The sequence below is a fragment of the Pedobacter ghigonis genome (assembly GCF_903166585.1).
Lineage (GTDB): Bacteria > Bacteroidota > Bacteroidia > Sphingobacteriales > Sphingobacteriaceae > Pedobacter > Pedobacter ghigonis.
Genome location: NZ_CAESCM010000013.1, coordinates 127,821 through 145,145 on the forward strand (window position 1 = coordinate 127,821; position 17,325 = coordinate 145,145).

At 39.3% G+C, this 17,325-nt stretch carries 18 protein-coding genes; 13 read left to right on the forward strand and 5 right to left on the reverse strand.

Annotated elements, in window-relative coordinates:
- Positions 1-79 precede the first annotated feature (79 nt).
- The 12 genes from hemB to HWV58_RS18260 all read left to right on the forward strand — a co-directional run bounded on the left by hemB (position 80) and on the right by HWV58_RS18260 (position 11,706).
- Positions 80-1,048 carry a porphobilinogen synthase gene (hemB, locus tag HWV58_RS18205; RefSeq protein ID WP_175635451.1) on the forward strand — a complete coding sequence of 323 codons (969 nt, stop codon included), beginning with the start codon at positions 80-82 and terminating at the stop codon, positions 1,046-1,048.
- A gap of 177 nt (positions 1,049-1,225) precedes the next feature.
- Positions 1,226-2,596 (forward strand): glutamate-1-semialdehyde 2,1-aminomutase, encoded by a 1,371-nt coding sequence (gene hemL, locus HWV58_RS18210; protein WP_175635452.1) that lies wholly within the window; start codon positions 1,226-1,228, stop codon positions 2,594-2,596.
- Positions 2,597-2,745: 149 nt separating this feature from the next.
- Positions 2,746-3,612 carry a sensor histidine kinase gene (locus HWV58_RS18215; RefSeq protein WP_175635453.1) on the forward strand — a complete coding sequence of 289 codons (867 nt, stop codon included), beginning with the start codon at positions 2,746-2,748 and terminating at the stop codon, positions 3,610-3,612.
- 8 nt (positions 3,613-3,620) lie between these two features.
- Positions 3,621-4,325 (forward strand): response regulator transcription factor, encoded by a 705-nt coding sequence (locus HWV58_RS18220; protein ID WP_039477978.1) that lies wholly within the window; start codon positions 3,621-3,623, stop codon positions 4,323-4,325.
- Positions 4,325-4,840: a hypothetical protein gene (locus HWV58_RS18225; protein WP_175635454.1), complete on the forward strand. Its 516-nt coding sequence runs from the start codon at positions 4,325-4,327 to the stop codon at positions 4,838-4,840. The genes HWV58_RS18220 and HWV58_RS18225 overlap by 1 nt, the downstream gene beginning before the upstream one ends.
- A 193-nt stretch (positions 4,841-5,033) precedes the next feature.
- Positions 5,034-6,059, forward strand: a complete 1,026-nt coding sequence (gene hemE / locus HWV58_RS18230; protein WP_175635455.1) for a uroporphyrinogen decarboxylase — start codon at positions 5,034-5,036, stop codon at positions 6,057-6,059.
- 86 nt (positions 6,060-6,145) lie between these two features.
- Positions 6,146-6,700 (forward strand): CopD family protein, encoded by a 555-nt coding sequence (locus tag HWV58_RS18235; protein WP_175635456.1) that lies wholly within the window; start codon positions 6,146-6,148, stop codon positions 6,698-6,700.
- 134 nt (positions 6,701-6,834) lie between these two features.
- On the forward strand, positions 6,835-7,992 hold the full coding sequence (locus HWV58_RS18240; RefSeq protein ID WP_175635457.1) for a hypothetical protein: 1,158 nt from the start codon (positions 6,835-6,837) through the stop codon (positions 7,990-7,992).
- Positions 7,993-8,386: 394 nt separating this feature from the next.
- Positions 8,387-8,956, forward strand: a complete 570-nt coding sequence (locus tag HWV58_RS18245) for an RNA polymerase sigma factor (protein WP_175635458.1) — start codon at positions 8,387-8,389, stop codon at positions 8,954-8,956.
- Positions 8,937-9,686 (forward strand): hypothetical protein, encoded by a 750-nt coding sequence (locus tag HWV58_RS18250; protein ID WP_175635459.1) that lies wholly within the window; start codon positions 8,937-8,939, stop codon positions 9,684-9,686. The genes HWV58_RS18245 and HWV58_RS18250 overlap by 20 nt, the downstream gene beginning before the upstream one ends.
- A 72-nt stretch (positions 9,687-9,758) precedes the next feature.
- The gene (locus HWV58_RS18255; protein WP_175635460.1) at positions 9,759-10,544 is read left to right on the forward strand and encodes an outer membrane beta-barrel protein; all 786 of its coding nucleotides are present in this window, start codon (positions 9,759-9,761) and stop codon (positions 10,542-10,544) included.
- A gap of 169 nt (positions 10,545-10,713) precedes the next feature.
- Positions 10,714-11,706, forward strand: coding sequence for an ABC transporter ATP-binding protein (locus tag HWV58_RS18260; protein WP_175635461.1), 993 nt, complete (start codon positions 10,714-10,716; stop codon positions 11,704-11,706).
- 10 nt (positions 11,707-11,716) lie between these two features.
- Here the strand turns inward: HWV58_RS18260 and HWV58_RS18265 are convergent, their stop codons facing one another.
- Complete coding sequence (locus HWV58_RS18265) at positions 11,717-12,130, reverse strand: YajG family lipoprotein (RefSeq protein WP_175635462.1); 414 nt, start codon at positions 12,128-12,130, stop codon at positions 11,717-11,719.
- Between the two features lie 136 nt (positions 12,131-12,266).
- Here HWV58_RS18265 and HWV58_RS18270 point away from each other — a divergent pair, with 136 nt between their 5' ends.
- Positions 12,267-12,827 carry a DUF4230 domain-containing protein gene (locus tag HWV58_RS18270; RefSeq protein WP_175635463.1) on the forward strand — a complete coding sequence of 187 codons (561 nt, stop codon included), beginning with the start codon at positions 12,267-12,269 and terminating at the stop codon, positions 12,825-12,827.
- Positions 12,828-12,952: 125 nt separating this feature from the next.
- Here HWV58_RS18270 and HWV58_RS18275 read toward each other — a convergent pair whose 3' ends face one another.
- The 4 genes from HWV58_RS18275 to leuB form a co-directional block, all read right to left on the reverse strand.
- On the reverse strand, positions 12,953-13,300 hold the full coding sequence (locus HWV58_RS18275; protein ID WP_175635464.1) for a cupin domain-containing protein: 348 nt from the start codon (positions 13,298-13,300) through the stop codon (positions 12,953-12,955).
- Between the two features lie 159 nt (positions 13,301-13,459).
- Complete coding sequence (gene ilvA, locus HWV58_RS18280) at positions 13,460-14,710, reverse strand: threonine ammonia-lyase IlvA (RefSeq protein WP_175635465.1); 1,251 nt, start codon at positions 14,708-14,710, stop codon at positions 13,460-13,462.
- A gap of 312 nt (positions 14,711-15,022) precedes the next feature.
- Complete coding sequence (locus HWV58_RS18285; RefSeq protein ID WP_124557912.1) at positions 15,023-16,183, reverse strand: 2-isopropylmalate synthase; 1,161 nt, start codon at positions 16,181-16,183, stop codon at positions 15,023-15,025.
- Between the two features lie 10 nt (positions 16,184-16,193).
- The gene (leuB, locus tag HWV58_RS18290) at positions 16,194-17,285 is read right to left on the reverse strand and encodes a 3-isopropylmalate dehydrogenase (RefSeq protein WP_175635466.1); all 1,092 of its coding nucleotides are present in this window, start codon (positions 17,283-17,285) and stop codon (positions 16,194-16,196) included.
- Positions 17,286-17,325: the final 40 nt, after the last annotated feature.

The following is a 17,325-nucleotide window of genomic DNA, read 5'->3' on the forward strand; positions in this document are numbered from 1 at the left end:
AATAAAAAGATATTCAGGTCTCGATACTAGATACTATAATCTTGATTAGCCTTGATATTAAATACTTGATACAATTAATATGTTACATCGTCCGCGTAGATTAAGGAAAAACCCATTAGTGAGAGAGATGGTGGCCGAAACCCGGTTATCAAAAGATATGTTTGTGTACCCTTATTTTGTGGTGCCAGGTACTAACGTTACCCAAGCTATTGATGCCATGCCTGGAGTTAACCATTATTCGGTTGATAACCTGGTTAAAGATGTAGAAGCCGGATTGAAAAAAGGGCTGAACAAAATCATGCTGTTCGGGGTTGGTGACGAAAAATCGGCTGATGCCAAATCGGCGTATCACGATCATTCGTTAGTGCCCACTGCTGTGCGCGAGCTTAAAAAGCAATTTGGTGAAGATTTATATGTAGTAACCGATGTTTGCGTTTGTTCTTACACTACCCATGGGCATTGCGGAATTTTAGAACACGATTACGTTCAGAACGATAAAACGGTTGAAGTGATTGCCAAAATGGCTTTAACGCATGCCGAGGCTGGTGCAGATATGTTTGCTCCATCGGATATGATGGATGGCAGAATTGCTGCGATCCGTAATCTGTTAGATGAAAACGGCTTTGTAAATGCGGCTATTATGAGCCATGCTACTAAGTTTGCTTCGGCTTATTATGGTCCGTTTAGAGAAGCTGCCGATTGTGCGCCGAGTAAAGGTGATAGAAAAGCTTACCAGATGGATTTCAGAAACCCATTAGAAGCATTACGCGAAGCCCAGCTGGATGAGCAGGAGGGAGCCGATGTTTTAATGGTAAAACCAGGATTGGCCTATCTCGACATCATTCAACGCTTAAAACAAGATACTAACTTGCCGATTGCGGTTTATAACGTTTCGGGCGAATACTCGATGGTTAAAGCAGCTGCCGAGCGCGGATGGATAGATGAACAGAAAGTAGTAATGGAAACCATGCATGCCTTTGCAAGAGCCGGCGCAAGTATTATTACCACTTACCACATTAAAGATATTTTAAATAACGATTGGCTTTAAGGTGGAAGGCAGAAGGTTTTAAGGTTGAGGGTTTATGTACCCAAAAATCTTTTAATTTCAGCCTTTTAATCTTTAACCTTAATAACTTGTGGTAGAAGATAGAGATTTTTAAGAGTTGAGGGGTTTATACGCCCTAAGCCTTACACCCTTTACCTTCTAACCTTCAACCTTAAAAAGATGTTAGATTCATTAAAAAAAATGTTTTCAGGCAACGAAGCCGATATTCCGGTGAATACAGGTAGTAAGCCTGATATTTCAAGGGTAAAATCTGCCGAACTGTACGAGAAATCAAAAACCTTTTTCCCTGGCGGGGTTAATTCTCCGGTAAGGGCTTTTAAATCCGTTTACGGTACGCCACTTTTTATCGAAAAAGGTGATGGTTGCTTTATCTGGGATGCCGATGGTAATCAGTTTATCGATTTCTGTGGTAGCTGGGGACCATTAATTTTAGGGCATAACAATCCTAAAATCCGCGAAAAAGTTACGGAGGTAATGCAAAACGGAATGAGCTTTGGTGCACCAACGGCTTTGGAAAATGAACTGGCAGAGCTGATTATCAAAAATAACCGTTTTGTAGAAAAAATCCGTTTCACCAGCTCGGGTACCGAAGCAGTAATGTCGGCTATACGCCTGGCAAGAGGTTTTACCGGTCGCGATAAAATTTTAAAGTTCGAAGGTTGTTACCATGGTCACAGCGATTCGTTATTGGTTAAAGCCGGCTCAGGTCTGGTTACCTTTGGCGAAACTTCATCGGCAGGTGTGCCTAAATCTTTTGCCGAAGAAACGATTGTTGTTCCATTGAATGATACAGCTGCTATTGAGCAGGCTTTTGCACAATTTAAAGATCAGATTGCTGCGGTAATTATCGAAGGTATACCGGCAAACAATGGTTTAATTATGCAGGATGAAGCCTATATTCAGTTCCTGCGTAAAATTTGTACCGATAACGGTTCGCTTTTAATTTTTGATGAAGTAATTACCGGATTCAGGGTTGGTTTTGAAGGTGCGGCAGCACACTACGGCATTACACCAGATATCGTAACCTATGGAAAAATCATCGGAGGTGGTTTACCTGTAGGTATGTATGGTGCACGTGCAGAAATTATGGCGCATATTTCTCCTGATGGGGGCGTTTACCAGGCCGGAACACTTTCTGGTAATCCGGTAGCCATGGCTGCGGGTATTGCCACTTTAACCGAACTAAACAAATCGGGCTTTTATAAAGATTTAAATAACAAGGCTCAGGAATTTGTAGCCAGCATTCAGCGCTTTGCCACTGCGCGCAATTATAAATTTAAAGTGTTTACCATTGGTTCTATCTTCTGGTTTGCTTTTACCGATAAAGATAAAATCCAATCGGCCGATGATATCGATGCCGGCAGCATGGAGAAATTTAAAGTAATGCACCGCGAATTATTAAACAGAGGAATTTATTTAGGCCCATCGGGATATGAAGTTGGTTTTGTATCTTCAGCACATACTAAAATCGAACTAGAGAAAGCGAAACGTGCCATATTTGAAGCCTTGGATTTGGTGTTTAAGAAGTAAATTTTTTGTTTAACCACAGAGAGCGCTGAGCTTGCACCGAGAATAAAGAGGTTTTGTTACTCATTTTAAGTAGGGTTGCTGTGGACTAATAAAACAAGCTGTGTAATCCAAAAATCAGTGTAATCAAACCGTAAGGAAAAACCGAAGGAATGAAGAAATCTATAATCATATTTTACGCGTTACTGCTTTACGCATTAATCCAGCTCATTTCGTGGGGTACTTTGGTGGTGCGCTTGCAGCCAAGTCGTATGACGATGATTATGGGGGAGGGATCTGTGTTTTTATTTTTGCTTTGCATTGGCGGTTATTTTTTACACCAATCGTTAAAACGCGAAGATAAATTAAGAGAACAGCAGCAAAATTTCCTGATGTCGATTACACATGAGTTGAAATCGCCGTTGGCAGCCATTAAACTTTCAATACAGACTATTGTAAAAAGAGATCTGGATAAAGCAAGGCAAGTTTCTTTGTTGAATAACTCGTTAAAAGATATTGAGCGTTTAGATGATCTGGTCGAAAATATGTTGCTGGCAACCAAGATTGAAAACCGCTCGTATAGTTTCCCGAAGGAGGCATTTAATTTTTCAGAGCTGGTAGCAAAAATTACTGATCGCTTACAAGTACACTCTTGTGGCTGCGAGCAGATCATAAATGCTAAAATTCAGCCAAATTTGCAGCTTGTGGGTGACAAATTTGCCTTATCGTCAGTAGTGACCAATTTAATTGAAAATGCAGTAAAGTATTCTAATCCTTGTGATGAGATAAATGTGCATTTAAACGAAGTGGATGGACATATTCACCTCAGTGTGCTGGATAAAGGGCCGGGTATTTCAGATGCCGAAAAAATGTTGATATTTGATAAGTTTTACCGCGTTGGTAACGAGAATGTCAGAAAAGCGAAAGGAACAGGTTTAGGCTTGTTTATTGTGAAAGAGGTTTTACAATACCATGATGCAGATATTACAGTAAAAGACAATCTGCCACAAGGAAGTATTTTTGAAGTAACATTTAGTTAATCTCAATTATGTCACAAAAATTAAGAATTCTATTGGTAGAAGACGAGGATCACTTGTTAGATGCTATTAAATTAAACCTCGAACTTGAAGGATATAAAGTTCACGCCGTTAAAGATGGCAAAACCGCTCTTAAAGTATTTAAAGAAGAACGCTTCAATCTGATTGTATTAGATGTAATGCTGCCCGAAATGGATGGTTTTCAGGTCTGTGAAACTATACGTTTAGAGAATGCAGAAGTTCCGATTATGTTTTTAACAGCAAAAAACACTTCGGAAGACCGTGTTTTAGGTTTGAAAAAAGGAGCCGACGATTATTTGGTTAAACCATTTAACCTGGAAGAACTGATTCTTCGTGTAGGTATTTTGGTTAAACGCAGTTTAAAATCTGATGATTTAAAAGAATTAAACTCTTATAAAATTGGCGATAAAACCATCTATTTTAACTCATTTGAATTGAAACATGATGATGGTACCATTACGCCTTTAACAAAGAAAGAAACGATGTTGCTGAAACTCTTAATCGAGCGTAAAAACGATGCAGTTTCGAGAGAGCAGATTTTAGAAACGGTTTGGAATTACGATGTTTATCCTTCAACCAGGACCATTGATAACTTCATTTTAACTTTCCGTAAGTATTTCGAGCCAGATCAAAAAAATCCAGTTTACTTTCACTCAATCCGTGGGGTAGGTTATAAATTTACCGATAGTCATTAATGTACAATAATAAAGGCAGGTATGCTTTAATGGCAGTTTTTGTACTGGCAGGTTTGGTTTGTGTTTTTTACAATCAATACCAGTTGGCCGCTCTTTCGGCACTTTTATTTGCCTTTGTGATATGGAGTCATTTTAAACATAGTTCGGTTTTAATGGCTTCAAAGCATTTTAAAAATAACGAATTTGGTAAAGCCAAAGCCTTGCTGGCAGAGGTAACAAAACCAGAGCGTTTAGCCAAAAGCCGCAGGGGTTACTACGAATTTATGCAAGGTAACATGGCGTTGAAAGAAGAAGATTGGGATAAAGCGGAATTTCACTTTCAATTGGCCAGCCGTTTTCCGGTAGGGGGTAAGAATGAGAAAGCTTACGTATTGATTCACCTGGCTAATTTAGCTTTGCGTAAAAAAGACAGGGAACGGGCCGAAGCTTATACTAAACTGGCTAAAGAACTGGCCGAAACGCAACGATCGAAAGATATCATCGTTAAAATAGAGAAGGAAATCAGCAAAATATAATAGGACTATTGTCATTTTGAACAACGAAGCACCAGTTTAGCGATAAAAAGGTACTTCGTTTTTTTTTTATTTATACCTTTGCGAAATTAAAATTTTAGGCAGCCCGTCATCCTGAATTCAGTTCAAGATCTAATTAAAGAAAGATGCTGAAATAAATTCAGCATGACGCGTAGTGAGATACCAAATACAAATCATGAAGAATAATTTATTTTTAGACGCAGCATTTTCAAAACAAACAGAACGCCCACCCGTGTGGATGATGCGTCAGGCAGGTCGTTTTATGCCGCAATATTGGGAGATTAAAAACAAATACTCTTTTTTAGAGATGTGTAAAAACCCTGAAATTGCAGCAGATGTAACCATGTTGCCAGTTGATTTGCTGGATATTGATGCCGCTATTTTGTTCTGTGATATTTTGGTAACAGGCGAAGCCATGGGTGGAGATTTAAGTTTTACGCAAGGTGTTGGCCCTAAGTTTGCAAATCCTGTTCGTACTGCACAGGATATCGAAAACCTGAATGTTGATTGTTTAGATGAATTACAATATGTAGCTGACGCGATTAAAGTTATTCAACAACGTTTAGATAAGAGGATTCCGTTAATTGGTTTTGCTGGTGCACCGTTTACGGTAATGAGCTATTTAATTGAGGGTGGTTCATCTAAAGATTTCAAATTAACGAAACTTTTTATACACAACCAGCCAGAGCTGGCACATAAGCTTTTAGCAAAAATTGCCAAAGTAACTGCCGATTATCTTAACCTTCAGATTGCTGCCGGTGTTAACGCTATCCAGATTTTTGATAGCTGGGCACTTGCCTTATCGTGGAACGATTACCAGGAGTTTTCTCACCGCTACATTCAGGAAATCATTTCGAATTTAAACAGAAAAGATATTCCCGTTATTTCTTTCTGTAAAGGAAGTTCGGTTTTTGCGCCAATTATGGCCGAAGCTAAGCCAGATGTAATTTCGGTGGACTGGAATGCTGATTTATTGAATATTAAAAATGCTTTACCAAAAGGTATTGCTGTACAAGGTAATTTAGATCCACATATTTTATACGCTGATAAAGCCGTTATTAAAGCACAAATCCACAAATTATTTGAACGCATGCGCGGTACGGAAGGTTTTATCTTTAACTTAGGTCATGGTATTATGCCAGATATTCCTTTCGATAATGTAAAATATGCGATTGAAGTAGTAAAGGAGTTTAGGTATTAATTCAATAACTCAAGGATAATCACTAAATCACGTCACGAAAGAGATGCTGAAACAAGTTCAGCATGACGTAAACCAGAATAACTAAAATGATAGAAACCTTATTGCCATTCTACCAATATTTCAAAGCAGTGCACATTGTGTTTGTGATTAGCTGGATGGCTGGGTTATTTTATATTTTAAGTCTTTTTATTTACCATACCGAGGCTAACGACAAGCCCGAACCAGAAAAAAGTATCCTCCAGAAACAGTTTGTTAAAATGGAGGCTACTTTATGGAAAATCATCGCCACCCCGGCAATGATTATTTCGCTATTGGCAGGAGCATCCATGTTAACTTTAAACCAAGGGCTGCTACAGGCCGATTGGATGTGGGTGAAGCTTGCTTTTGTTGTTGGTTTACTCATTTATCATTTCATTTGCCAAAACATCGTAAAACAGCTTAAAAACAATCAGTTTAAGTTAAGCAGTTTCCAATTGCGTTTATGGCGCGAACTCGCTACCATTTTTATGATTGCCATTGTATTTGTGGTGATCCTTAAAAATGCCCTGAATTGGGTTTATGGTTTAATTGGTATTATGGGGGTTGCTATGGCCATTATGATTGCTGTAAAGCTATATAAGAACTATCGTTTGAGGAAATAGGTGAAAGCTAAAGGACCAAAGACTAAAGCAAAAAAATCTAACTCGACGCTTTGTTTGCTTTTCGTAAACTTCGTAAGCTTTGCGGTTAAATAAACCAAAAACTATTCTAAATTTGAGCGATAAAATCCAATCGCATGTTTACAACTACAGGTCTGAAAAAGACCGTGCTTTTTATATCTTTTCTCTTCTGTTCTTATTTAGCTTCGGCACAGTTTAATCAATCGGCTTTCGAAAACCGGATCCGCCCCGACAGCAGTTTAACCAACGAAGTACATTTTAATTTCTACAATTTTAATTATGTGCGTAATTACGAGTACACCAACGATTTTCACGATGGTTATACCTTATATGGCACACAATTACAGCCGCAGATTGTATATTATGCGCATCCTAATCTCGCCATTACGGCCGGAGCTTTTATTCGCAAAGATTTTGGTAGAAATGGGGTGAGCGATGCCAAACCTTTATTCAGTTTAAAATACCACAAAAGAAACCTGACCTTAATTTTCGGAAGTTTAGAAGGTGGTATTCAGCATAAATACATAGAGCCACTTTACGATTTCGAAAGAACCATTACTACACCAATTGAATATGGTACACAGCTTTTGGTAGAACGCAAAAGATTTAATTTAGATGCCTGGATTGCCTGGCAAAAGATGATTTATAAAGGCGATCCGGCCAAAGAAGAAATTATTGGTGGTTTATCTACCGAAACTACACTTGCCGAAAGTAATGGCTGGAAATTTAGTGTGCCTGCCCAGTTTTTGGCTTTTCATCAGGGCGGTCAGATTGATGTGCTTAAAGACATACCGATTAGCACATTATTTAATGGTGCTGCAGGTTTAAAACTGCATAAAGCCATCAATACGAATATTAAGCAGGTATATACCGATAACTATGTTGCGGTGTATAAAGACCTTTCGCCCGATAAAAGAAGGGCTTATGAAGGTGGTTTTGGATTATGGCTTAATGCCGGTGTGGAAAGTAAATGGGGAAGTTTAGTGGCCTCATACTGGAAAGGGAATAATTTTATTTCGATTAAAGGTATGCCGCTTTATGAATCAGTTTCTGATAATTTATACAGCCCGGGTTTAAGGCAGAGTGCCCGAAACATTGTTTCACTGCGCTATGCTTACCAAAAAGAATTGATCCCGCATTTATATCTGGATGTTCGTTTCGAACCACATATTGATCTTGATCATACCGATAAACAACTTCAGTTTAACCACTCCTTTTTCTTAACCTATAAGCAGGACTTTAAATTGTTTAAGGTGAAGAAAGCAGAAAAGTAAAGCAGAAAGATTAAAGCGAAAAACTAAATTTTGTTTTTTTATTCATGGCCGCTGACTTTAGTCGCAGGCATTAGAATAATTTCTAAACCCCGCAGGTTTTTAAAGTTTGTGGGGTTTATTGTTTTTGAGCACCGCCCCATGTTTTTAAACCCGATAGAAGCGAAAACACGAAGGTGAGGAGCGAACCGAGGCTTTGGAGCGGGACTACAGCCTGCCAAGAAATACTGCCTGTTCATTTTCCAATAAAAAATCTATATCTTTCTCTGGAAACTGCTGCTTATTTATCTTGTTGATAATCAGTAGCTATAAAAATAAATTTAACTTTATTTAACTTTTTCTACTATCCCATGCAACCATTGTTTGTAATTGACCATCTTCTATATACAAACACACAATGAAATTGACGCGAAGCTATACGATAAACGATTTGATGGAAGGCTGCAAAGCCGGCGACCGGAAGATGCAGGAGCTGCTGTATAGGCAAACTGCATCGAAAATGCTGGCCGTTTGTATGCGCTACGCCAAAGATAGAATGGAAGCTGAAGATGTACTACAAATGGGTTACATTAAAGTTTTTCAGAAGATTAAGGAATACCGGGGGGAGGGTTCTTTTGAAGGTTGGATTAGAAGGGTAATGGTAAACACAGCCATTGAAAGTTATCGCAAAAACCTGCGCAGCTTAAATGTAGTTGAAATAGACGAAGCTTACGAGCAGCCTTCAACAGGATTTGATTTTAGTCGTTTAGGCATGCAAGACCTGATGAAAGTGATACAAAAACTGGCAGATGGTTACCGGATGGTTTTTAACATGTATGTAATAGAGGGCTACTCGCATAAAGAAATAGGCGAAACACTTGGTATCTCAGAAGGAGCAAGTAAATCGCAGTTATCGCGGGCCCGGGCAATATTAAAGGAAGAAATTATAAAAATGGAGGGATTTGGTTATGCAACCTACACAGGATAAGGATTTTGATCAGCTGTTTAAAAATGCTTTTGACCATGCCGAGATCACACCATCGAGGGATTTATGGAGCAATATTGAAAGCGAAATTGAGCCGAAGAAAAAAAGGATTACACCCATTTACTGGTTATCGGCAGCTGCGGTATTACTGGTAGTTACAGCAGGTATTTTAGTTTATCAGCAACAGCATGTTAATCCTAAACAGTTAACCAGCTATGTTGCCCCTAAAGTAAAACCAGTTGTAGTAGAACAGCCTGTTCAGGATTCGGTTGTAACCAACGTTAAGCCAGTTGAAAAAACAGAAGTGGTTTTACCGGTTAGCATTAAGCCAGCTACCAGTTTGGCTAAAACTACCGTTAAAAAAGTAGCTAAACCAGTTGAGAAACAAAAAATAGTTACAGCTACCGAAGTTTTAAAACAAGAAACTACAATAGCTAAAACAGAAGAGCCTAAAAAGGATATTAAAACCAAAATTGAAGAAGCAGTTTTTCAACCCGAGAAAGAAATTGTAATTGCGGCTAACCCTACAACAATAAAAGCAGATGAGCCCATTAACGATAACGATGAGCAGAATATCAAAAATATCCGTAATGTGGGCGATGTGGTAAACCTGATCGTAAACAAGGTAGATAAGCGGAAAGATAAGTTTATCCAGTTTAGAACTGATGACGACGATTCTTCGCTATCATCAATCAATATCGGGCCTTTTAAAATAGGCAAACGGAAGAAATAATAGTTCTCAGTTGGCAGTTAACAGTATCTGACACTAAAATATTACAACATTAAACATAACAAACACATAGATATGAAACGTCTGATTTTTACAACACTTTTGGTAAGCGGGCTTGCCGGTGTTATGGCTCCAGGTGCTTTTGCACAACAAGATACCACCAAGAAGAAAATGGATTACAGCGAAGGTCACGGTATTATTTTAAAAAGTAAACCTGCCGATTCAGCTAAAAAAGGCCGTTTTGTTGGCGGAATTACTTTTACCAGGGTTGATTTGGGTTTCTCGAGGTTAATTGATAACGGAAGTTTTAATTTATCGCCAAATAACGACTTTTTAGACTACAAAGGAGGTAAAACCAGTACATTCTCTTTTGATATCTTACAACTTGGTTACCGTTTTAATTCGAACTTTAAAGTGTATGTGGCGGGTGGTTTCGATTGGACTTTGATTCGTTTAAGAAAAGATATTACCATCGCTAAAAATTCAAATGAGTTTGTTTACACCGATCAGTCGCCGGTACATTTCTCTAAAAACCGTTTCTCGAGCAGTTATGTGCATATTCCGTTAAATTTTGAATTCCGCACTGCTGAAAATAGAAATGGCAAACGGTTTTATCTGGTATTAGGTCCTGAAGTGAGCTTTTTATTAAACGGAAAGATTAAACAAATTAGTGAAGAGCGTGGTAAAGAGAAACAATACGATAGCTACCACTTTCAATCGGTTCGTTACGGAGGTACAATCAGGTTCGGGTACGGTGGTTTGGGCTTGTTTACCAAATACTATTTCAACGATATGTTTACCACTTCGCAGCAAGCTGGTTTAAAAAACATGAGCTTCGGCGTTACTTTTGGGTTAAACTAAGCGCCCCAAATCTTAAGCGACTAATCAATTCTCTCCTTCAGGAGAGATGTCCGAAGGACAGAGGGGTCAACACACAAATAAACAGATCCTGTTTCGGTTAGGCGAAACAGGATTTTTTGCTTTAAGCTTTAGCCTTTTTCGCTTTAAGCTTATTCACTATCTTTACCCCGTGAGCAATATCCTAATCAGTGTTAAAAATTTAACGAAGCAATATCAGGCAGAACAAGCCGGCGGGATTAAAAATGTAAGTTTTGAGATCAAAAGAGGCGATGTAGTAGCCATTATTGGTGAAAGTGGAAGCGGAAAATCTACCCTGCTGAAATCAATTTACGGTTTGCTGAAAACCGATGAAGGAGAAATCTATTTCGAAGACAAGCGTGTTAAAGGACCAGACGAACAACTGATTCCCGGCCATAAGCAAATGAAAATGGTTACGCAGGATTTTTCGCTAAATATCTATGCCAAGGTGTACGATAACATTGCCTCACAACTATCCAATACCGACCTGAAAACCAAAGCCGAAAAAACTTTGGCCATTATGGAACATCTGCGGATTTTACCGCTCCAAAATAAAAAGATTATAGAATTAAGCGGTGGCGAACAGCAGCGTGTTGCTATTGCCAAAGCCATGGTTTCGGATACTCAGGTTTTGCTTTTAGACGAGCCCTTCAGTCAGGTTGATGCCCTGCTCAAAAACCAGCTGCGTGCCGATATTAAACGCATAGCGGCCGAAACTGGTGTAACCGTTATCCTGGTATCGCACGATCCGGCCGATGGTTTATTTTTGGCTGATCAGCTGCTGATTTTGCGTAACGGAGAACTTTTGCAGACCGGAAAACCTGCCGAAATTTATCAGCACCCGGCCCATATATATACGGCCCAAATTTTAGGTAATGCGGTGGTGTTGTCAGCTGCTGATGCCGAAAAAATAGGTTTAAAAACACAAAAAGATACGGTTGTATTTTATCCCGAATGGGCAGAAGTAAGTAGCAACTGGAGTAGCAGACGTTTTGAAGTTAAAGACGTGTATTACAAAGGCTTTTACGACGAATTGCTGGTTGAAAGAAACGGCGTTCACATTCGTGCCATACAATTGAACAGGGGAGAGCATAAAAAAAACGACCACGTTCAATTGAACATTAGTCGTTTTTTAGAGTTTTAATCAAATTTATCTAATCAGAAGACGAAGCAACCAGTACAATACGGGCTCCAATGCTTGCTGTTGGCCTTACAGGTGCTAAATTTCTGTTGGCACTATTCTGTAAGTACACTCTTATTCTTCCCGGGAAAGAGCTGTAGCTATATGAGTCAGTTCCGTAAGTAAAAGGTAGCGCATCATAACCATCATCGTTGAAACGTGCAAATGATAAAATGATACCATCATCTTCATATTGTTCAATTCTGTTGTCGCTAATATCTACGTATAAGTAAGAACCATTTGCAGCATCACTGGTTGCAACCCAGGCGCTAGGCTGAATGGTTTTATAAATGGTGATGTTCGGTGTATTTTGAACAATAGTGTCTTTTTTGCAGGAAGCCAGACCTAGTGTGGCAATGCAAAGCATTAAGATAGTTAGTTTTTTCATGTTGATTAGTTTTTATTTGTGTGTGTGATTTTCATATTACAAATCTTCTGCCAAAAAATGCAAGACGCTATTAATGGATTAATTATTGTACAGTGAGGTTGGTAAACAATTGTTAATTTTCCGTTTTTTAATTGATATGAAGCTCTTTATTCGCCTCTTGCCCTGGTTAATCCTCTTGATTGCAGGCTATTTATTTATCGCTAAAAAATTCAGTATCAATACTACTGTAGAAAGTAAACATCAGCTCCTGGTCGAGAAAATTGAGGCCATAGGTAAATTGGAGCTGGTTAGGTATCAGATTAGTGACGTTTTAGAACACAAAAACAAGACAGATTTCTTGCCCGAAGCCAGTGTTTTGCTCATTGTTAAGGCCGAAGCAGTTGGTTGTATCGATTTAACTAAAATTACCCGCGAAGATATCCGTATTGATGCCGATACAGCTGTAGTAAATTTACCACAGCCCGAAATCTGTTATGTAAAAATTGATCATAAAAACTCACGGGTGTACGATACCAAAATGGCTTTCTTCAGAGAAGCTGACCTTGTAGATGAAGCTTATAAAGCCGCCGAAAGGCAGGTAGCTGCCGAGGTGAAGAAATCAAATATTTTAATCCAAACGAAAACCAATGCGGCCAATGTATTAAAACCGATTATTGAAGGATTGGGTTATAAAAATGTAAGATTAACTTTTGAGTAGGGTAAGAGGTAATTTTCAGATACCGTCACCCTGATCCGATAGCTATCGGATTTATTTCAGGGTCTCTTGTTAAGAGGTGCTGAAACAAGTTCAGCAAGGCGATAAGTTTATGCTATGGACTTTTTCTACAGAAAATCCTCACGGTGTGGATTAAAGATATCAATCAACAATCCTGCTTCGAGGCAAACTACCCCGTGGAAAACATTACTAGGTGCAAAGAAAATATCGCCTTCGTTCAGGATTTTTTTATCCTCGCCCATACTTACTTCAAAACTTCCTTTAGCAACATAACTCATTTGCAGGTGAGGGTGGTTGTGTACAGATCCGATGGCTCCTTGTTCAAAAGCTACCTTAACCAGCATCAAGTGCTCATCGTAAGCCATAATTTTGCGTTTTACGCCAGCGCCTAAATCTTCCCAATCGATATCACTGTCGGAAATTAATGCTTTGTTGGTTAAGTTTTTGAAGTTCATTTTTTTTATTTTTTTATGAGGAAAGCCGTCATCTCGACTGGAGCAAAGCGGAATGGAGAGATCTATCTCGAGATAGATTTCTCGACTTCGTTGCACTCCGCTCGAAATGACGGCTTGGCGTCCTCTGCGATAAACTTTGCGCCCTTTGCGGTTACAAAGCTAAACCAAATACTCAAACAGAGTCTGATCCTGGTTCAGTTCGATAATTTCAAATTTAAAATCTTTCATGCGTTGTAATAAACTCGCATAATCGTTTTTGTTCGAAAGCTCAATACCCACCAGCGCCGGACCATTTTCTTTGTTGGTTTTTTTAATAAATTCGAAGCGGGTAATATCATCCTGCGGACCCAAAACCTCGTTTACAAATAATTTTAAAGCGCCCGGTCTTTGTGGAAAACGAACGATGAAGTAGTGTTTCAAACCTTCGAAAAGTAAAGATTTCTCTTTAATCTCCTGCATACGCTCTATATCGTTGTTTCCACCGCTCACAATACAAACTATCGTTTTGCCTTCAATCTGCTCTCTGAGCTGATCTAATGCCGCAACAGACAGTGCACCGGCAGGTTCAACTACAATGGCATCTTCGTTATAAAGTTTTAATATTGTGGTACATATTTTTCCTTCCGGAATCAAATGCATCTGATCGAGCAGTTCCTTACAATATTCGTAAGTGATATGACCAATCCTTTTTACAGCTGCCCCATCTACAAAACGATCTATCTCCTCCAATGTAAAAGGTCCGCCGTGTTCCATAGCAGTAACCATCGATGGTGCACCAAGCGGCTCAACACCTACCAGTTTAACATCAGGTTTAACCGTTTTCAGGTAGGCGCTCACACCCGAAGCTAATCCACCACCACCTACAGGCATTACTACCATGTCTAAATCTGGCAGATCTTCAAAAATTTCAACACCAACAGTTGCCTGTCCTTCAATTACTTTTTCATCATCAAAAGGCGGAATAAAAGTAGCGGCATGTGCTGCGCTGTAAGCCAAAGCCTCTTTTAAGCAATCGTCAAATGTATCGCCAACTAAAACCACTTCCACATTGTCGCCGCCAAACATATAAGTTTGTTTCACTTTCTGTTTCGGGGTAATTTCGGGCATAAAAATAACTCCTTTAATACCCAGTTTTTTGCACGAGTAGGCAACGCCCTGCGCATGGTTTCCGGCACTTGCACAAACAACTCCGTTAATTAACGATTCCTGAGGAAGTGAACTGATTTTATTGTATGCACCACGTAATTTATAGGAGCGCACAATCTGCAAATCTTCCCTTTTTAAATAAATATTGGCATTGTAGTAAGAAGAAAGTCCGGCATTAAACTCAAGTGGGGTACGTTTTACCACGCCTTTGAGTCTTTCGTTCGCAGATTTAAAATCCAGTGTATGTGGTGTTGTAGTATTCATTTTTATAGTATCAGGTATTAGAGGATCAAGTATTAAGACTTGTTCTCTTATATTTTTCTGTAAAGCAGGAGCTGGTATTCCGTCGGATCCAGTAGTCCTGCATTACATTTTATTTCACTACCAATGTAAACTCGGTATAAGTAACGCTTCGCGGCAATTTTATCCGATAGCTATCGGATCAGGTTTAGCAAAGAAGGTTTGTGTTTCAAACGTAAATCCTCCCCCTGCCCCCTCCAAGGGGGACTGCCCCTCAAATTGCATAAGCTATTCGCCTTGGCTATCAGTTCACTTTAATGCTTTAATCTTTCGGCTTTAAGCTAAATGCAAAGCAACCAATTGGTTCAAATCAGTATCGTTAATGCCTTGTTTGCTATCGGCTAAAACCAAAAACTGTTTGTAAACAATATCCAGGTGTTCTTTTTCTAATTTATGACCTAAACGCTCCAAATGGTGTTTCAAAGCATGGCGACCACTTCTTGCAGTTAATACAATAGTGGCATCAGGAAAACCAACATCTTCTGGTTTAATAATTTCGTAATTCTCGCGGTTTTTCAAGAAACCATCCTGGTGTATACCCGAGCTGTGCGAAAATGCATTGGCACCAACAATAGCTTTATTTGGCTGCACTGGCATGTTCATCTGGTTTCTCACACTGTGGCTAATATCATAAAACTGAGTAGCATCAATGCTGGTATTTAAGCCCAACACTTTGTGCGTTTTTAAAATCATTACCACTTCTTCCATCGAAGTATTACCAGCGCGTTCGCCAATACCGTTAATGGTACATTCTACCTGGCGGGCACCATTTTGTAAACCGGCAATAGAGTTTGCTGTAGCTAAACCTAAATCGTTGTGGCAGTGAACAGAGATAATCGCATTATCAATGTTTTTAACATTTTCTTTTAAGAAAAGGATTTTTGAGCCATATTGGTCGGGTAAGCAGTAACCGTTGGTATCGGGAATGTTTACTACGGTTGCACCGGCAGCAATTACCGCTTCAACCATTTTGGCTAAAAACTCGATATCGGCACGGCCGGCATCTTCTGCATAGAATTCAACATCTTCTACATATTTTTTTGCATATTTTACCGCTTCAACCGCACGGGCTAAAATATCCTCACGGGTGCTATTAAATTTATGTTTAATGTGGAAGTCAGAAGAACCAATTCCGGTGTGGATACGAGGCCTTTTGGCATAACGTAAAGCATCGGCAGCTACATCGATATCATTTTTATTGGCGCGGGTTAAGGCACAAATAATAGGATGAGTAACCGCTTTCGATAATTCGATAACGCTATTGAAATCGCCAGGGCTTGATACAGGAAAACCAGCTTCAATCACATCTACGCCTAAAAGTTCGAGTGATTTTGCGATTTCTACTTTTTGGTTTGTATCTAACTGGCAGCCTGGAACCTGCTCGCCGTCACGTAAGGTCGTGTCGAAAATATAAACTTTGTTCGGGTCGTGAATCATAATCTTAGGTTTAGGATGTGATTAATTTTTGTGATAAGAATTTCAATACCAATTTACCCATTTCGGCTGTGCCTAACACTTTAAAACGGTTGGTAGTTTGGTCGGCTATATCATGTGTTCTGAAACCTTCTTTCAATACCTGGTCAATGGTATCAACCAATAGTTTCGCTTCCTCTTTAAGTCCGAAACCAATTTCGAGCATTAAAGCAGCCGATAGGATAGAAGCAAGCGGGTTAGCCACATCTTTACCGGCGATATCGTGTGCCGAACCGTGTATTGGCTCAAAGAAACCAGTGCTTTCGCCAACCGAAGCTGAAGCGAGCATACCCATTGAGCCAGCAATTTGCGAAGCCTCATCGGTTAAAATATCCCCAAATAAGTTGGCGGTTAACACCACGTCGAATTTTTTAGGGTTTTTAATTAACTGCATGGCTGCATTATCAATAAACATGTGCTCGGTTTCTACATCAGGGTATTGTTTGGCAATTTCCTGAACTGTTTCGCGCCACAGGCGAGAGCTTTCTAAAACGTTGGCTTTATCTACTGAACATAATCTTTTATTACGTTGTTGTGCGGCCTGATAAGCTTTGTGTGCAATACGCTCTACTTCGTAACGGTGGTAGATCATTAAATCAGAAGCTGTATTTCTGTCTTCTGAACGTGTTTTCTCACCAAAATATACATCACCTGTTAACTCGCGGAAAAACAAAATATCTGTTCCTCTTAAAATTTCAGGTTTAATGCTTGATGCCTGAAGAAGCTCATCGAATAGTAATATCGGGCGGAGATTGGCAAATAAACCCAGTTCTTTGCGGATTTTTAATAAACCTTGTTCAGGTCTAACTTTTAAACTTGGGTCGTTATCGTATTTGGCATGACCAATTGCGCCAAAGAGGATTGCATCACTTTGTCTTGCTTTTTCTAAAGTTTCATCCGGCAAAGGTTCGCCAGTTACTTCAATAGCCGCGTGGCCCATTAAAGCTTCTTCAAAAACAAATTCATGACCAAAAATTTCAGCAATTTTTTCTAATGCTGCTTTTCCCCAGGTGGTGACTTCCGGGCCAATACCATCTCCAGGTATTACTAAAATGTTCTTCTTCATGTTAAAATTCTCCTATGCTTAACCTCGATTTGAAGGATTT

Excerpts from the sequence above, each read along its gene's own strand:
- HWV58_RS18275 (WP_175635464.1), bottom strand. The coding sequence starts at position 13,300 with ATGAACTTCAAAAACTTAACCAACAAAGCATTAATTTCCGACAGTGAT.
- HWV58_RS18285 (WP_124557912.1), bottom strand. The coding sequence starts at position 16,183 with ATGATTCACGACCCGAACAAAGTTTATATTTTCGACACGACCTTACGT.
- HWV58_RS18225 (WP_175635454.1), top strand. The coding sequence starts at position 4,325 with ATGTACAATAATAAAGGCAGGTATGCTTTAATGGCAGTTTTTGTACTG.
- hemB (WP_175635451.1), top strand. The coding sequence starts at position 80 with ATGTTACATCGTCCGCGTAGATTAAGGAAAAACCCATTAGTGAGAGAG.
- HWV58_RS18220 (WP_039477978.1), top strand. The coding sequence starts at position 3,621 with ATGTCACAAAAATTAAGAATTCTATTGGTAGAAGACGAGGATCACTTG.
- hemL (WP_175635452.1), top strand. The coding sequence starts at position 1,226 with ATGTTAGATTCATTAAAAAAAATGTTTTCAGGCAACGAAGCCGATATT.
- HWV58_RS18265 (WP_175635462.1), bottom strand. The coding sequence starts at position 12,130 with ATGAAAAAACTAACTATCTTAATGCTTTGCATTGCCACACTAGGTCTG.
- HWV58_RS18215 (WP_175635453.1), top strand. The coding sequence starts at position 2,746 with ATGAAGAAATCTATAATCATATTTTACGCGTTACTGCTTTACGCATTA.
- HWV58_RS18255 (WP_175635460.1), top strand. The coding sequence starts at position 9,759 with ATGAAACGTCTGATTTTTACAACACTTTTGGTAAGCGGGCTTGCCGGT.
- HWV58_RS18240 (WP_175635457.1), top strand. The coding sequence starts at position 6,835 with ATGTTTACAACTACAGGTCTGAAAAAGACCGTGCTTTTTATATCTTTT.
- hemE (WP_175635455.1), top strand. The coding sequence starts at position 5,034 with ATGAAGAATAATTTATTTTTAGACGCAGCATTTTCAAAACAAACAGAA.
- HWV58_RS18250 (WP_175635459.1), top strand. The coding sequence starts at position 8,937 with ATGCAACCTACACAGGATAAGGATTTTGATCAGCTGTTTAAAAATGCT.
- HWV58_RS18270 (WP_175635463.1), top strand. The coding sequence starts at position 12,267 with ATGAAGCTCTTTATTCGCCTCTTGCCCTGGTTAATCCTCTTGATTGCA.
- HWV58_RS18235 (WP_175635456.1), top strand. The coding sequence starts at position 6,146 with ATGATAGAAACCTTATTGCCATTCTACCAATATTTCAAAGCAGTGCAC.
- HWV58_RS18245 (WP_175635458.1), top strand. The coding sequence starts at position 8,387 with ATGAAATTGACGCGAAGCTATACGATAAACGATTTGATGGAAGGCTGC.
- leuB (WP_175635466.1), bottom strand. The coding sequence starts at position 17,285 with ATGAAGAAGAACATTTTAGTAATACCTGGAGATGGTATTGGCCCGGAA.
- ilvA (WP_175635465.1), bottom strand. The coding sequence starts at position 14,710 with ATGAATACTACAACACCACATACACTGGATTTTAAATCTGCGAACGAA.